The sequence below is a fragment of the Rhizobium skierniewicense genome (assembly GCF_014196515.1).
Lineage (GTDB): Bacteria > Pseudomonadota > Alphaproteobacteria > Rhizobiales > Rhizobiaceae > Agrobacterium > Agrobacterium skierniewicense.
This window is the reverse complement of the sequence record NZ_JACIDV010000001.1, coordinates 326,762-340,709: the sequence shown is the minus strand read 5'-3', so window position 1 is coordinate 340,709 and position 13,948 is coordinate 326,762. Positions and strand designations below refer to the sequence as shown.

The 13,948-nt window shown below is 55.6% G+C and carries 13 protein-coding genes; 3 read left to right on the top strand and 10 right to left on the bottom strand.

The window, feature by feature from the left end; all coding sequences use genetic code 11:
* Positions 1 to 15: 15 nt before the first annotated feature.
* From leuD to tssH, 10 genes are all read right to left on the bottom strand, one after another.
* Positions 16 to 630 carry a 3-isopropylmalate dehydratase small subunit gene (gene leuD, locus GGQ73_RS01475; protein ID WP_183893389.1) on the bottom strand — a complete coding sequence of 205 codons (615 nt, stop codon included), beginning with the start codon at positions 628 to 630 and terminating at the stop codon, positions 16 to 18.
* Positions 631 to 640: 10 nt separating this feature from the next.
* On the bottom strand, positions 641 to 2,047 hold the full coding sequence (gene leuC / locus GGQ73_RS01470; protein WP_183893387.1) for a 3-isopropylmalate dehydratase large subunit: 1,407 nt from the start codon (positions 2,045 to 2,047) through the stop codon (positions 641 to 643).
* Positions 2,048 to 2,083: 36 nt separating this feature from the next.
* Positions 2,084 to 3,007, bottom strand: coding sequence for a polysaccharide deacetylase family protein (locus GGQ73_RS01465; RefSeq protein WP_183893385.1), 924 nt, complete (start codon positions 3,005 to 3,007; stop codon positions 2,084 to 2,086).
* On the bottom strand, positions 3,007 to 3,954 hold the full coding sequence (locus GGQ73_RS01460) for a polysaccharide deacetylase family protein (protein WP_210290004.1): 948 nt from the start codon (positions 3,952 to 3,954) through the stop codon (positions 3,007 to 3,009). Before GGQ73_RS01460 ends, GGQ73_RS01465 begins: the two co-directional genes overlap by 1 nt.
* A 1-nt stretch (position 3,955) precedes the next feature.
* A complete protein-coding gene (locus GGQ73_RS01455; RefSeq protein ID WP_174155392.1) occupies positions 3,956 to 4,633 on the bottom strand; it encodes an isochorismatase family protein in 678 nt (225 codons plus the stop codon).
* 292 nt (positions 4,634 to 4,925) lie between these two features.
* On the bottom strand, positions 4,926 to 5,819 hold the full coding sequence (locus tag GGQ73_RS01450) for an NAD-dependent epimerase/dehydratase family protein (protein ID WP_183893383.1): 894 nt from the start codon (positions 5,817 to 5,819) through the stop codon (positions 4,926 to 4,928).
* Between the two features lie 452 nt (positions 5,820 to 6,271).
* The gene (locus tag GGQ73_RS01445) at positions 6,272 to 6,772 is read right to left on the bottom strand and encodes a type VI secretion system amidase effector protein Tae4 (RefSeq protein ID WP_174155024.1); all 501 of its coding nucleotides are present in this window, start codon (positions 6,770 to 6,772) and stop codon (positions 6,272 to 6,274) included.
* Between the two features lie 12 nt (positions 6,773 to 6,784).
* Positions 6,785 to 7,174: a Rap1a/Tai family immunity protein gene (locus GGQ73_RS01440; RefSeq protein ID WP_183893381.1), complete on the bottom strand. Its 390-nt coding sequence runs from the start codon at positions 7,172 to 7,174 to the stop codon at positions 6,785 to 6,787.
* Positions 7,175 to 7,275: 101 nt separating this feature from the next.
* Complete coding sequence (locus GGQ73_RS01435) at positions 7,276 to 7,752, bottom strand: Hcp family type VI secretion system effector (protein ID WP_174155026.1); 477 nt, start codon at positions 7,750 to 7,752, stop codon at positions 7,276 to 7,278.
* A 59-nt stretch (positions 7,753 to 7,811) separates the two neighbouring features.
* The gene (gene tssH / locus GGQ73_RS01430) at positions 7,812 to 10,481 is read right to left on the bottom strand and encodes a type VI secretion system ATPase TssH (RefSeq protein ID WP_183893379.1); all 2,670 of its coding nucleotides are present in this window, start codon (positions 10,479 to 10,481) and stop codon (positions 7,812 to 7,814) included.
* A 220-nt stretch (positions 10,482 to 10,701) separates the two neighbouring features.
* On the opposite strand from tssH, the gene tssA reads away from it, so the two are divergent.
* The 3 genes from tssA (at position 10,702) to tssC (ending at position 13,912) form a co-directional block, all read left to right on the top strand.
* Entirely contained in the window at positions 10,702 to 11,760 is a 1,059-nt protein-coding gene (gene tssA, locus GGQ73_RS01425) for a type VI secretion system protein TssA (protein WP_183893377.1), read from the top strand.
* Positions 11,761 to 11,822: 62 nt separating this feature from the next.
* Positions 11,823 to 12,332, top strand: coding sequence for a type VI secretion system contractile sheath small subunit (gene tssB, locus GGQ73_RS01420; RefSeq protein ID WP_174155032.1), 510 nt, complete (start codon positions 11,823 to 11,825; stop codon positions 12,330 to 12,332).
* Positions 12,333 to 12,430: 98 nt separating this feature from the next.
* Positions 12,431 to 13,912 (top strand): type VI secretion system contractile sheath large subunit, encoded by a 1,482-nt coding sequence (gene tssC, locus GGQ73_RS01415; RefSeq protein WP_183893375.1) that lies wholly within the window; start codon positions 12,431 to 12,433, stop codon positions 13,910 to 13,912.
* Positions 13,913 to 13,948: the final 36 nt, after the last annotated feature.

Genomic DNA, 13,948 nt, shown 5'->3' with positions numbered 1-13,948 from the left:
TCGCTGGTCCGCCCGTCAACGGCCCAGCCAGGAATGTGACGCCATTCGATCGGTTTCGAAGGCGGTGATCTGCTCCATGAATGTGAACGTCATCTCGATCTCGTCCAGACCGCGTAAAATACAGTCACGCGCGAAGGGATCGATCGTGATGGGGTGCGTGCCGAGATTACCCGGCAGCACCAGTTGTGCGCCCTCCAGATCGACCGTAACCTCGGCATCCGGAAAACGGTTGAGATGATCCGCGAGCGCCTCGCAGTGTTCAGCGGCCAGGCGGACAGGCACGAGCCCGTTTTTCAGGGCATTGTTGAAGAAGATATCGCCGAAGCTCGGTGCGATGAGCGCCCGGATGCCATGATCGACCAAAGCGTAAACGGCGCCCTCACGGGACGATCCGCAACCGAAATTATCTTCGACCAGAAGGATGGTCGCGGCATCGGCACCCGGCTTGTTCAGTGGAAAGACCGGATCGAGGTCACCTTTTTCATTGCGCCGGATATCGTGAAACAGGAACTGCCCATAGCCCTGCGCGCGATCTTCCTTGAGAAAACGGCCGGGAATGATCTGGTCCGTGTCGCAGTTGACGCCGGGTATAGATATTGCCGTAGATGTTTCACGAATAAAGGCTTTCATCATCGTGTCCTCACATCCCGCGCACGTCGGTCAGACAGCCGCGGATGGCAGCGGCAGCAGCCATTGCGGGACTAACCAGATGGGTGCGGGCACCCGGGCCCTGGCGGCCGACGAAGTTACGATTTGAGGTGGAGGCACAGCGTTCACCGGGGCCAACCACATCGCCATTCATCGCCGCGCACATGGAACAGCCGGAGTCGCGCCATTCGAAACCCGCGTCGCGGAAGGTACGGGCAATGCCCTCAGCTTCTGCCTGCTCTTTTACCTGCGTCGAACCTGGCACGACTATGGCCGGTATCATTGCCCTGCGGCCTTTGAGTATGGAGGCGGCAGCCCGTAAATCCTCGATCCGGCTGTTGGTGCAGGAACCGATAAAGACCTTGTCCAGTTTCAAGCCGTCCAGAGGCGTGCCAGGGGTGAGCTCCATATATTCAAGTGATTTCGTTGCGGCCTTGCGCTTGTCAGAACTGTCGAAACTTGATGGGTCAGGAACGCGTCCGTCGATCGAAACGGCATCTTCCGGGCTCGTGCCCCATGTCACCATCGGCGCAATATCGGCACCATCCAACGACATTTCCGCGTCGAAAAAAGCCTCCGGATCGCTGGAGAGCGTGCGCCAATGCGCAACCGCGCCCTCCCATTCCTGCTCCGATGGCGCGAAATTGCGGCCTCTGACGTAAGCGAAAGTCGTCTCGTCTGCAGCAACCATACCGAAACGGGCAGCAGCCTCGATCGACATGTTACACAGCGTCAACCGCCCCTCAATGGAAAGGTCTCGAACAACCTGCCCGGCGAATTCGATGGCATGCCCCCCAGCGCCTGCTGCGCCGATCTTCGCGATCAGCGCCAGCATCACGTCCTTGGCCGTGACGCCCTGTCCAAGCTTTCCATCGATCGTGATCCGCATGGTTTTGGGACGTGACTGCCACAGCGTCTGGGTGGCCAGAACATGGGCGTTTTCGGATTGACCGATGCCGAAAGCGATTGCGCCCAGCGCGCCCTGGGTCGAGGTATGGCTGTCGGAACAGACGATGGTGAGGCCGGGAAGCGTAATACCCTGCTCCGGTGCCACGACGTGGACGATGCCCTGCTCACGGCTCGTTATTCCGAAATGGCGCATACCGCCCCATTCCATGTTTTCATCGAACGTATCGATCATGTGGGCAATGGCGGGACTTGCCGCATCACGCGATGTTCGCCCCCGTGTCGGGACATAGTGATCGGCGACACCGAAGATTTGCTGTGGACGCCGTGGCTTCAGGCCACGCCGTTTCAAATCCGCAAAGGCATGAAAACTGCCTTCATGGATCATATCGCGGTCGATATAAAGCAGCGATGGCCCGGCGGGATGTCGCAATATCTCATGCTCATCCCAGATCTTGCCCAACATTGTGCGCGGTGCGACTGCTTGCGCCATGACCTTGTCTTCCTGTTATCAGTTCGAGGTTCGGCTTTAGCGCGCAGCACGGAACGCTTCGCAAATGTCGCCTGCGGGCGCATTCCACACGCCGTCATGCGACAGAATGTAATCGAGCGCCTCACGCAGATATTCGATGCGGTAAGGCATGCCGGAGACCCAGCTATGCAGGGGAAGGCTCATGATGCGGCCGCCATAGTCCGCGCTTTCACGATAGAGAACGTCGAAGCGGTCCTTGACCTGCTGCACCCATTCCGCTTCGGAGTGGAAATACTCCTCGGCAACCACACGGTCGTCAGTCTCGTAGGCCATGGGAACGGCGAGGAGTGCACCGTTTTTCGTCTGCATCTCATAAGGCAAGTCGTCGTTTGCCCAATCCAGACTGTAAGCGACACCGTTGCACGCCAAAAGATCGGGCGTATTGAAACCCTGCGCCCGACCCGGCGACAGCCAGCCCTCGACCTTCTGTCCGCTCGCTTCACGAAGCAGTTTCAAGGCCTCGACGATGATGGCATTTTCTTCGTCTTCACCCAACCCGGAATGGTGGACCTTGCCCATATCCAGACCGTGGGCGATAATCTCATGCCCGCCTCTTACGACGGCTTCGATCAGTGCCGGATACCGCGCTGCAATCACACCATTGATGGCAAAGCTGGTTTCCAGCTCCTTTTCCGCCAGAAGCTTGAGAATGCGGAAAATGCCGATCCGATTTCCGTAGTCACGGTTCGTATAATATCGAAAGTCCGGGTACGGCATGGACAAGGCACCTGGCGCCTTGAATGGCTTGGATGGCATATCCAGTGGAAAATGCTGGACATGGGTGACGATGGAGAGCGCAACACGCGCGCCATCCGGCCATGCGATCGGCTTGCGAGTGAAAAGATTGCTCCACGCATAGCGGTCATGGTCCATGCCATAACGACGGGCGGGATAGTTGAGATAGTCTTCAGGCATTGACATCAGCGCGCACCTTTCCCGATTTTTTGGGCAGCCATAGCAGCGCTCATGGCGTCATAGGCACCGGTGGAATAGTAGGCGGCGGCAATCTCGCGGCCTGTCGTTTGCCACACGCCATCATGGCTGGCGATATATTCAATAGCTTCGGCAAACGCGTCGATGCGGTGCGGCTGCCCTACAAGGTATGGGTGTAGCGGAATGCACATGACAGTGCCGCTTTCGTCGCCTTCCTTGTAGAGCTGATCGAACTGCCGTTTGATGATTTCGCCGTAATGGCGCGATGTGACCTTCTGGCTGTTGTAGACGATGACGTCGTTCATCTCGAGCGAGTAAGGCATCGAGATCAGCTTGCCTGTGTTGACCTTGACCGGCATCGGCTGGTCGTCGTGGAACATATCGCAGGTATACTGAATACCGGCTTCCGACAGAATATCCATCGTCCAGAAATTGTTGGAGAGCGCGGGCGAGAGCCACCCGGCCAATTCCTGACCGGTGTGTTTGCGGACCGTATCGAAAGCATCGCGAATAACGGCGCGTTCCTGCTCGATATCGAGATTATAGACATAACGGGTGTTGTAGATACCGTGGGAAAAGAACTCCCAGCCACGATCAGCGCAGGCCTTGATGATTTCAGGGTGGTGGTCGCACAGCGCAACGTTCAAAGAGACGGAACCGCGAAACCCGGCCTTGTCCATCGCCGCCATCATCCGCTGCCAACCGGCCCGGTTGCCGTAATCGCGGTGGGAATATTGCAGGACATCCGGGTTCGGTCGCGCCCACGGCGTGCGGGTCGGATTGTTCGGCGGATTGTATTCGTAGAACTCGATGTTGGGCGCGATCCAGACGGCGATCTTCTTGTTGCCGGGCCAGACGATCTTGGGACGGTTCGGCCAAGGCAGGTAATCATAAAGCCCCAGATCCGACTTCATCGCGGTTCCCTCGGCAGCCATTTTAACGCTCCTCCGGCTGGTAGGCCTCGTACCAGGCAATGGCATCCGCCACGGGGATTACGTCGCCGTATTTCACCGCGATGTCGTAGAGGTTGGCGAAGTGTGGGCTCTCATGCTTGTCCGCGACACATTCCTCGGGAACGATAACCCGATAACCGCGCGAAATGGAATCGACGACGCAGGCGCGGACGCAGCCAGATGTAGAACCACCCGTCAGAACCACGGTATCGCACTGGTGCCAGACCATCAGGGACTGAAGATTCGTCTCGTGAAACGGAGACGCCATGCGCTTGTTGATGATGATGTCCTTGACGTGATCAATCTGCAGACGCGGATCGAACTCTGCCCTGCGCGAACCAACCTTGATGTTCTGAAGTGAGTCCGGCGTGTTGGTTCGGGTCCCCCAGACACCGCAATCTTCGCCCGACTCCATGTAGGCGACATAGGTCCAGGTCACGGGAAGCTTCTTGTCGCGGGCAAGGTTCGACAGTGTATTGACGTAATCGAGCTGCCTCGGATCAGTCTCGTAGGCAGACACGAATTCGCCAAGAGAAGTATAGGCACATTGCAGATCGATGTTGATCAACATCGGCTTGCGACCGAACCCGAACCGTTTACGTGTGGGATTTGCCTTGGCCTGCTCGTAAATCTGACGCGCGGTGAGCGATGAAGTTTCCATGATGACCTCCAGGACATGCGACCTCCCTGCACGACTGATTTCAGTCGCCATTTCCCTCACCAAGGGGTCGCTTTATACTTCCTATTGTTATCACTTTATATCATTTGTAAAGCCTCTTTCGGAAACTCCTAAGATGTCTTTTGCAAAGACGCATTCTGTCTGTGCAATTGCCTCTTGTGCGCCACGGCGAGCGCTAAGAAATGGGCAGATCCTGAAAAAAGAAAAGGAGGCAGGCCGGTATGGCCCACCCCCCGCTTCTCCATCGGTAGAGTTTGTTGACGGAGCTCAAGCCTTACCGCGCAACATACCGCTTCCAGGGATGCTCTTCCTTGAAGCCCAGGATTTCACGCGCCTTCCGGTTGGAGAGTGGCGCCTCGTCCGGCCCCATTTCCCGCAGGATCGGGGTGTTGGGGCAGTATTTGGCAAGAAATTCGGCCGTTGGCAGATCGGCCGTGATCGTATCATTGACGGCGTTGAAAACCTGATACCCAAGCCCGTCTTTTTCGATGCAGAGATGAACGAGAGTGCCAAGATCCCGCGCATCGATGTAGCTCCAGGCGTTGCGTTTTCGCGACATGGGATCATCGAGAAAGGCTGGAAAGTTGGAGTATTCATGCGGCTCGATGACATTGGCGATGCGCAGCGCATAGATATCTGCCTTGTACCGCATGGCAAAAGCCCGTGCCGTCTTTTCATTGACAAGCTTCGACAAGCCATAACTGTCCATGGGATCGGAATCATAACTCTCATCCAGTGGAAAGGCGTGAAAATCCTTTTCACCTTCCGCAAAGCAGACGCCGTAGGTCGTCTCGCTCGAGGCGATGATGACCTTGCGAACACCCAGCTTCATCGCTGCTTCGATCACATTGTATGTGCCGACCACGTTCGCTTCGAAGGTCTTGTTGTCAGGCTCGATCAACACACGGGGAATAGCCGCAAAATGCACGACAGCATCAGGTGCGGAAGGAGGTTCACCTTTTTCAAAACCATCGAACCCGAAATGTGTCGTCAGCGCATTAAAAACCTGGCCGCTATCGGTGATATCCGCAATCAACGTGTTGACCCCTGGCAAATCCAAGGGTTTTAAATCGACATTCAAAACGGAATAACCCTTTTCCAACAGCTTGGGAACGGCATGGCGTCCGGCCTTGCCTGTGCCACCTGTAAAAATGATACGCTTGGTCATGTCTGGCCTCCTCTAAAAGCAAATATCCAGCAAACCCGTCCATCAGCAGCGCTGAGGAAGACAGATTCTACGGGAGCGTTATAGACCTAACATAAGCCGCCCATGAGACCCGCCTGCTTTTAACGAATTTGGGCGGGAGCGGCGCACCAGGCCGCGAGATTCAACGTCTGAGGCGACGCAATCTCGCCGGAGATCGGCGAAGACCCGATCCGGGTCGAGTTTCAATGGGGTCAAATCCAGGTGTGCGATACGTGAGCTAATGCGTGGCCACATCATGCTGCGTTAAGATGCGCCGAGTCACCGAAGTTTCCGACGCGCTGATCAACAATTCCGGTTGCACAGTCGAAGTCAAACCAGCGGTCTCAAAGCGCCACGCTGCGCAAGCGTCTTTACTTGCCCTTGGGAGAACCTCTCAATGGTAAGCGGAAGCGCGTCGCAATCGAAATATCCAATCAGGAAACTCGGTTGGACTGCAGCGGCCAGAACCAGATCGTTTCGGAATTGTAGTAGCAACTTGAGCCGCACTGTGTGGCGTCAGTTCCGCCCAACACCAGATCGATGTGGCCACCGCCGCGATATCCGGGAATATTGTTGAAAGCGACAACGCCTTTGCGGGCGCCAATACCATTCTGGGCCGTGGCAGGCGTGTAGGGCTCATAACGGCCAAGGTAATTGTTTCGGGCGAGCAGATCGGCAAGCCGTCTCATCGAGACTTCAACGCCCTTCCCTGTGAAGGGACCTTTCAGGATTTTATGGGAACCAGGCACGACGTTGATGCCAGATTTGACGAACGCAAGGCTGACACGAATGGCACACGTGTTATTGTAGCTCGGATTACCGATAAAATCGTCCCATCCAATTTCGGTGAACAAGTCTTTCTGACTGACATAGTTGCCGCGCGATACTTCGCTGCTTGGATAATTTGCATAAAGTGTATCGAAATCAATGCGCATGACGATGTCCGATCAGTTTTTTTTAGGTTCACACGGAAATGCGATGACGAGCGCTTCTTCGACCAAAGCGGCTGCCGGTTCGGCAAGTTTTTCGGAGGGTATATCGACCAGATAGGTGTAGACGCGGTCTGTGATTTCGTGCGGTGCAATATCACCGGCACCACACCAGTGCGCGTTTGCCGTCAAATCTGCTACGGCTGCGATATAAGCGCTACTTTTGGCGACGGAAACCAAACGGCGGAGTTCCGGGTCGGAAACTTCAGGTGAAAGCTTGCCCTCGATTGCCTGCTTCAACTCGGAACCGGAGTATATCCAGGTCCGATCTGCCGCTTCCGATGGCAATGCAAAGCCCACCCACGACAGGAATGTTGTCAAGACGAGCGCTGGATACATGCCGAACATTTGTTGACCAATCGAAACGCGAGACGGAAACGTCACGGCAACGGAACAGCTCGCTTGACAATCTCCGGTGCGAGAAGGTCCCGCACCGGAGGCCAGGGCGATTAGGCAGCCTTTGTCGTCGCCAGATCGTAGGACGAGATCATTGGCGACTGCGGGTTGTTCTGATCGTCGAACGGTGTGTACTTCACTTCCATTTTGGTGAAGTTGAGCTTGATAGTCTCAACAGGACGGTCACCGCTGGAATCGACGGAGTAGCTGGCAATCAGAGTATTGGTTAGCAGGTACTCGATATAGGTGTTGCCGGGGTTACCGGTCGTGACGAGGTGGATCGTCGCCTGCTTGCCGGTGCGACCGGCGCATGCTTCACCAAAAAGCTTGGTGGAGGATGAGTCGCTGACCTTTGTGAGGATCACTTCCGAGATTGTCGGCTCGGAGGCTTCGCGGTTCGCCGCAGAACCAGCAGAGGTATTCATGTTACGAGCGACGTTCCAGTGAAGGGCTTCGATATCCATCCACTTACGGTGTTCCTCATGGGTTGCATCACCCTGAATGCCGTCCAACTGCAGATAAATTGGCATACTGTAAGCTCCTGTATTGATTGATAGACCTCTTGCTTCGAGGTCGGGTTACCTTTCGTCTAATGCCGCATGCGTCGAGAAACCCCATCCGACGCGGCAACTTTATCCGCAGCAGCTGCTGGAGCCGCCGCGAATTCGTCCATATTCCCAACCGCATCGGCACGGATGCCGAACCCGGTATCATCAAAATCGACAGTCACACGCCTCACCTTGTCGCCAGCGATGACCTTCTCGAGGAAGAAGCTGGACAAAGGCGGCAGGAGGTCTCTGCCAATCATGATTTCGATGGCGCGAGCGCCGATTTCGCTCGAACCGGCACGTCCGACGAGCGCTTCACGCGCCGCTGCCGAAAGTTCCAGTTCGGTTCCATAAGATGAGCGCACCCGCTCGGCTATTTTATCAATTTGGATGTCTACAATCCGGGAAAGTTGCTCAGGTCCCAGTGGCATGAAAGGCAGGATGACGGTTCGACCGAGGAACGCTGGCTTGAACTGCTTTGTCAGTTCCGGCATCAACAGTGCCTCAAGGGCCTCACCCTCTGGCATCGTGTCGGGATCAGCCGACAGAGCGGACAGGAGTTCTGATCCGGTATTGGCCGTCATGAAGATCGTCGTATTCTTGAAGTCGATGTCACGACCTTCGCCGTCTTTCAACATTCCCTTGTCGAAGACCTGATAGAAAATATCCTGAACGCCCGGATGCGCCTTATCGATTTCGTCCAGCAGCAGAACGCCAAACGGACGACGACGCACCGCTTCCGTCAAAACGCCACCCTCGCCATAACCGACATAGCCTGGCGGTGAGCCGAGAAGCAGGGAAACCTTATGTTCCTCCTTGAACTCGGACATATTGATTGTCGTTAGATGACCGTTCCCGCCATAGAGCAAGTCGGCGAGGGAGAGAGCGGTTTCTGTCTTGCCGGTGCCAGACATGCCGACAAGCATGAAAACGGCAGGTGGACGGCGAGGATCCGATAGGCCGGCTCTCGCCGTACGCATCGCATCCGCAATGCGATCGATGGCCCAATCCTGCCCGATGACGCGCTGCTTCATGCGCTCATCGAGCGTCTTGGCGCTTTCGATCTGGTCTGCCAGGAGTTTTCCGAGCGGAATGCCAGTCCATCGCGATACGACGGCCGCAATCATCTCCCGGTCTACCACCAACGGCACCAGTCTTTCGTCATGTCCATCGGACCGGGCGGCAACAGGTCTCAAAGGTGCGATGTTCGATGCCTCGATTGTCGAGGTCGAGGCATCGTCCGCTTGTGAAAGATCGAGAATTTCTGCATCGTATCGCGTGCGCACATCGTCTATCGATGCTTCGAGACTTTCGATCTCACTCTTGATCGCTTCGATCCGCTTGGTCATTTCCTCGTCAGAGCTTTCGCGCGACAGCCACTCAAGCTCGGTCGCCAGAAGACGCTTCTCGCTCTCCATGTTACGAAGCTTTTCCGGAAGCGTCTGGCGTGCGAGCGAAACGGCAGCAGCGGCCGTATCCAGCAAGCTGACAGCCTTGTCGGGCAGCTGTCGTGCGGGCATATAGCGTGCAGACAATTGCACGGCGGCGACGATCGCCTCGTCGCGTATCGTAACACCATGATGCTTGATAAAGGTATCTGCGATACCCCGGAGCATCCGAATGGCTGTCGTCTCATCAGGTTCGCGGATGTGAACTGGCTGGAACCTGCGCGTTAACGCAGCATCTTTTTCGAAATATTTCTTGTATTCGCTCCAGGTCGTCGCGGCCACTGTCCGGACCTCACCGCGGGCCAGCGCAGGCTTAAGAATATTTGCGGCATCTCCCTGCCCTGCGGCACCGCCCGCACCGACAAGCCCATGCGCCTCGTCAATGAAGAGAATAATGGGATCAACCGAACGCTTCACCGCGTCGATAACACCATGGAGACGTCGCTCGAATTCACCCTTCACGCCTGCGCCTGCCTGCAAAAGAGACAGATCGAGACTGAGAAGTCGCACGTCTCTCAGCTTTTCCGGTACGTTCCCGGAAACGATTTCCAGGGCCAATGCTTCCGCAACTGCCGTTTTCCCAACACCAGCCTCACCAACGAGAATGGGGTTGTTCTGCCGCCGCCGGGTCAGGATATCGATCATCTGTCGCAACTCTTCGTCGCGTCCGATGACCGGATCGACCTTGCCCTGACGGGCATCTTCAGTCATGTCCTGTGTGTAAAGCCGAAGAAAATCGTTTTGGTCTTTGCCCTGCCCCGACAGAGGCGAACCCTGTTCGTTCCTAGAGCCGCTCTCCGGCTGCAACGCCTGCTCCTCACGCAAAGCTTGCAAAGCAACGCGATCCACCAGTTTGAGCGAGGGGAACGCTGCCCGCACGAGACTGCGGAGCGAGGCCTCCTCATCAAGGGCGAGAATGAGATGAACGAGATCGACGTGGCTGCGACCGTCCTGTAATGATGCGAGAAGCCATGCCTCGCGACCAGTCGTCAAGACGTTCTGCGACAGGGAAAGCGCTTCGCCATCGCCGATTGCCGCATCGTCCAAAGCTCTATCGATCTCGGCGCGCAGATTATCGACCGGAATTTTCAGTTGAGCCAAAATGTCAGCATGCTTGTCGTTTTCCACAACCGCACACAACCAGTGGGCAATATCCACATACCGATGGTTACGCCGGGCAGCGACCGATGCGGCAGCCTCCAGCGACACCCGCAGGTCTGGCTCAAGCGCTTCGATCAGGCGATTGAGATCTATGTGCGACATGCAGCGGGCCTCCGATTTGCGACATTACACAACGTGACGTGGCATAGTTAGGTGGGTGAAACTCACTTGTCCAGCCAAAAGTTGCGTTTTTTATTTGACGAGTTTAAAATGAAGTCACCACAATTTCGCCTTATTTTCCATAAGTCTGGTTGGTGACTTACATTACGTAACGGAAGTAACCGTCACGGAAACATCATACTTTAAGAGGGATAGACTGATATTGAGTGCGCAAGAAGTCACAAGCAATATAGAATATCTTGGAGATTGCGGAGAAAATATTCGAGGCAATCAAAGAACTCGCGAACTTTACTATAGAATTAAGGATGAAAGAAACCAAGCTCGGGCAGAAGAGCGCTCTGTTTCCCCACAGGAAGTTCTCAGGGTTTCCAATAACTGGACAGAGGTTAGCAATCTCGGATTGCAGATTATATATTCTGAAAGTCGTGATATCGAAATATTGGCATGGCTTGCCGAAGCAGAACTTAGGTTGCGGGGCTACACCGGCTTACTCGAAATCTACCGCTTGACCCATGACATTTTGTGCAACCAGTGGGACTCGATCAAGTCGATCAGCGACGATGATGACGAAGAAAAATTTTCTCCGTTTGCCGGATTGAACGGTGTGGGAAGCGAAGGAACGCTTGTTCAGCCCTTGAGACTGAGCTCGCTCATTCCTGGCGGGAAATTCGGAGAACGGACACTCTGGGACTTTCAGTTGGCGCAGAGACCTGCTGAAACCAAGCGCCGTGAAGATTTGTATCAGGCGGCGTCCGAAGTCGGTGTCGCAGCGATGTCCGCACAATTGGCCGACGTGAACGCCTGCCTCGAAATGTTTGACGCGATCAGCGCAATTCTATCGGAACGGTGTGGGCCCAACGCACCCGCGAGTTCCAACATCAGAAATATCCTCATCGAAACAGCTGCCGCAATCCGCGCCCTGGGTGGAAAAGATGGCGCACCACCGCCGCCTCCACAGAATACACGCATAACGGATGAGGAAAATGCGCCTGCGCAGCCAGAAGTTCAGAAAAACTTAACTTCGAACCCGGAAGAAATCGCTTCACGTGACGACGCATTTGAAACTCTTCTCGCAGTTGCGCGTTACTTTCGCCGAACGGAACCGCATTCTCCGATTTCGTTGGCTATCGAAACATTGGTCCGCAGGGGGCGCATGGATTTTTCAGAGCTACTTGCCGAGCTGTTGCCCGAGGCGCAAGTGCGCAATGCGGTATTGACGGCAGCGGGCATAAAGCCGGGTGGCGAAGATGCCGGGAAATAGTGAAATCACGGGGGCGTGCTCCCCAAAGTCAGCAATGCTTTTAAAGCGTCAAGGAGGTTCCAATGCCAAGTGTACATGAGAAGCTGGAGCGTGTTCGCAAACCTCGCGTTCACATCAAATACGAAGTGGAAACCGAAGGCGCCATGGTGGTCAAGGAACTGCCATTTGTCGTTGGCGTGCTTGGTGATTTCTCCGGCAACCCCACCCAGCCATTGAAACCTTTTGGTGAACGCAAGTTCGTCCAGATCGACCGGGACAATTTCGATGAAGTCATGCGACGCATGACGCCTGGTCTGAACATGAGCGTTCCCAACACGCTCCAGGATGACGGAACGGATTTGCAGATCAACCTCAAATTCGAAAGCATGGACGATTTCCTGCCCGGCGCGGTGGTGGAGCAAGTTCCGGCACTCAAGGCCCTTCTCGATGCGCGCAACGAACTGCGCGACCTGCTTTCCAAAGCGGACCGTTCGGAAGACCTGGAGCGATTGCTGGAAGATATTCTGCAGAACAAGACTGATCTGGGAACGCTTGTATCTGAGCTGAAAGAGAAGAACGGCGAAGGCAAATAGCTTCGCTGCATTAGCATTGCTTCGTTGAGACGCCCCGGCAACGGGGCTTCCCCGGTTCTAGCGGCAGACAAGAAAGCCGCATTTGGAAGGATTGAGACATGAGCGCTGATAGCCTGCTGAAAAATGACGCACAGGCAACGACGACCGAAGAAAATGGCCTTCTGGCCAAGGTGGTTGCCGCAACACGCCAGACCGAACCCGACCGTGCTCAAAATCTTCTGCGCACGCTGACGGATCAAGCCCTCAAGGGTACCGTCAAATATGACCGCAACCTCACAGTTACCCTTAATCAGGCGATTGCCGACCTTGATCGGGCGATTTCCGTTCAGCTCGCCGCCGTCATGCAGGCGCCTGAGTTCACGAAACTGGAGGGCACGTGGCGCGGACTGAACTATCTGGTCAAGAACTCCGAGACGAGCGTCAACCTCAAGATCCGCGTTCTGAACGCCACCAAGCGTGAAGTCAGCCGCGATCTTGAAAAGGCCGTCGAGTTCGATCAATCCCGCCTGTTCAAATCGATTTATGAAGACGAATTCGGCACTCCCGGCGGTGAACCCATGGGCGCCATTATCGGCGACTACGAGTTCGATAACTCGTTCGAAGACGTTCAGTTGTTGCAGGGCGTCTCTTCGATCGCGGCGGCTGCCTTTGCGCCATTCATTTCCGCTGCAAGCCCCCGCATGTTCGGCTTTGACGACTACCGCGATCTGGCGCGCCCACGCGACCTTGAGAAGATTTTCGACACTGTCGAATACGCAAAATGGCGCAGCTTCCGCGAGAGCGACGATTCCCGCTTCGTCACGCTCGCCCTGCCCCGCGTTCTCGCACGGATGCCGTATGGCCCGAAGACCAATCCGATCGACGAATTTGCCTATGATGAGACCAAGGGTTCCGTGAACAACGATCTCGATCATGACGAATATTGCTGGATGAATGCGGCATACGTTATGGGGACGAAGCTGACGGACGCCTTCGCCAAAAATGGCTGGTGCACGGCGATCCGTGGTGCCGAAAACGGCGGCAAGGTCGAAAATCTCCCAATGCATGTCTTCTCCAGTGACGATGGTGATCTGGATTTAAAGTGCCCGACTGAGGTCGGAATCACTGACCGTCGCGATGCGGAACTCGGCAAGCTCGGCTTTCTCCCACTGTGCCACTACAAGAACACAGATTACGCCGTCTTCTTCGGCGCGCAGACGGCCCACAAGCCCAAGCTGTACGACCGGCCGGAAGCGACAGCAAACGCAGCAGTGTCCGCCCGCCTGCCCTACATGATGGCGACGTCCCGGTTTGCCCATTACCTGAAGGTCATGGGCCGCGATAAGATTGGCTCGTTCATGGAGGCATCGGATTGCGAAGTCTGGCTCAATCGCTGGATTTCCAACTATGTCAACGCCAACGACGAGGCAGGCGAGGAGTCCAGGGCGAAATATCCTCTTCGCGACGCCAAGGTCACCGTTCAGGAAATTCCTGGCAAGCCTGGCGCATACAACGCCGTTGCCTGGATGCGTCCATGGTTGCAGATGGAAGAGCTGACGACGTCGCTGCGTATGGTCGCCCGTATTCCAACCAAGAACTGAAGATGAAAAGGGGCAGCAGTGCCCCTCTTCTCGCAT

What these genes read in the sequence shown, in the direction of transcription:
- GGQ73_RS01450 (WP_183893383.1), bottom strand. Translation starts at nt 5,819, where the DNA reads ATGACCAAGCGTATCATTTTTACAGGTGGCACAGGCAAGGCCGGACGC.
- leuD (WP_183893389.1), bottom strand. Translation starts at nt 630, where the DNA reads ATGAAAGCCTTTATTCGTGAAACATCTACGGCAATATCTATACCCGGC.
- tssC (WP_183893375.1), top strand. Translation starts at nt 12,431, where the DNA reads ATGAGCGCTGATAGCCTGCTGAAAAATGACGCACAGGCAACGACGACC.
- leuC (WP_183893387.1), bottom strand. Translation starts at nt 2,047, where the DNA reads ATGGCGCAAGCAGTCGCACCGCGCACAATGTTGGGCAAGATCTGGGAT.
- tssB (WP_174155032.1), top strand. Translation starts at nt 11,823, where the DNA reads ATGCCAAGTGTACATGAGAAGCTGGAGCGTGTTCGCAAACCTCGCGTT.
- GGQ73_RS01435 (WP_174155026.1), bottom strand. Translation starts at nt 7,752, where the DNA reads ATGCCAATTTATCTGCAGTTGGACGGCATTCAGGGTGATGCAACCCAT.
- GGQ73_RS01455 (WP_174155392.1), bottom strand. Translation starts at nt 4,633, where the DNA reads ATGGAAACTTCATCGCTCACCGCGCGTCAGATTTACGAGCAGGCCAAG.
- tssH (WP_183893379.1), bottom strand. Translation starts at nt 10,481, where the DNA reads ATGTCGCACATAGATCTCAATCGCCTGATCGAAGCGCTTGAGCCAGAC.
- GGQ73_RS01445 (WP_174155024.1), bottom strand. Translation starts at nt 6,772, where the DNA reads ATGCGCATTGATTTCGATACACTTTATGCAAATTATCCAAGCAGCGAA.
- GGQ73_RS01440 (WP_183893381.1), bottom strand. Translation starts at nt 7,174, where the DNA reads ATGTTCGGCATGTATCCAGCGCTCGTCTTGACAACATTCCTGTCGTGG.
- GGQ73_RS01460 (WP_210290004.1), bottom strand. Translation starts at nt 3,954, where the DNA reads ATGGCTGCCGAGGGAACCGCGATGAAGTCGGATCTGGGGCTTTATGAT.
- GGQ73_RS01465 (WP_183893385.1), bottom strand. Translation starts at nt 3,007, where the DNA reads ATGTCAATGCCTGAAGACTATCTCAACTATCCCGCCCGTCGTTATGGC.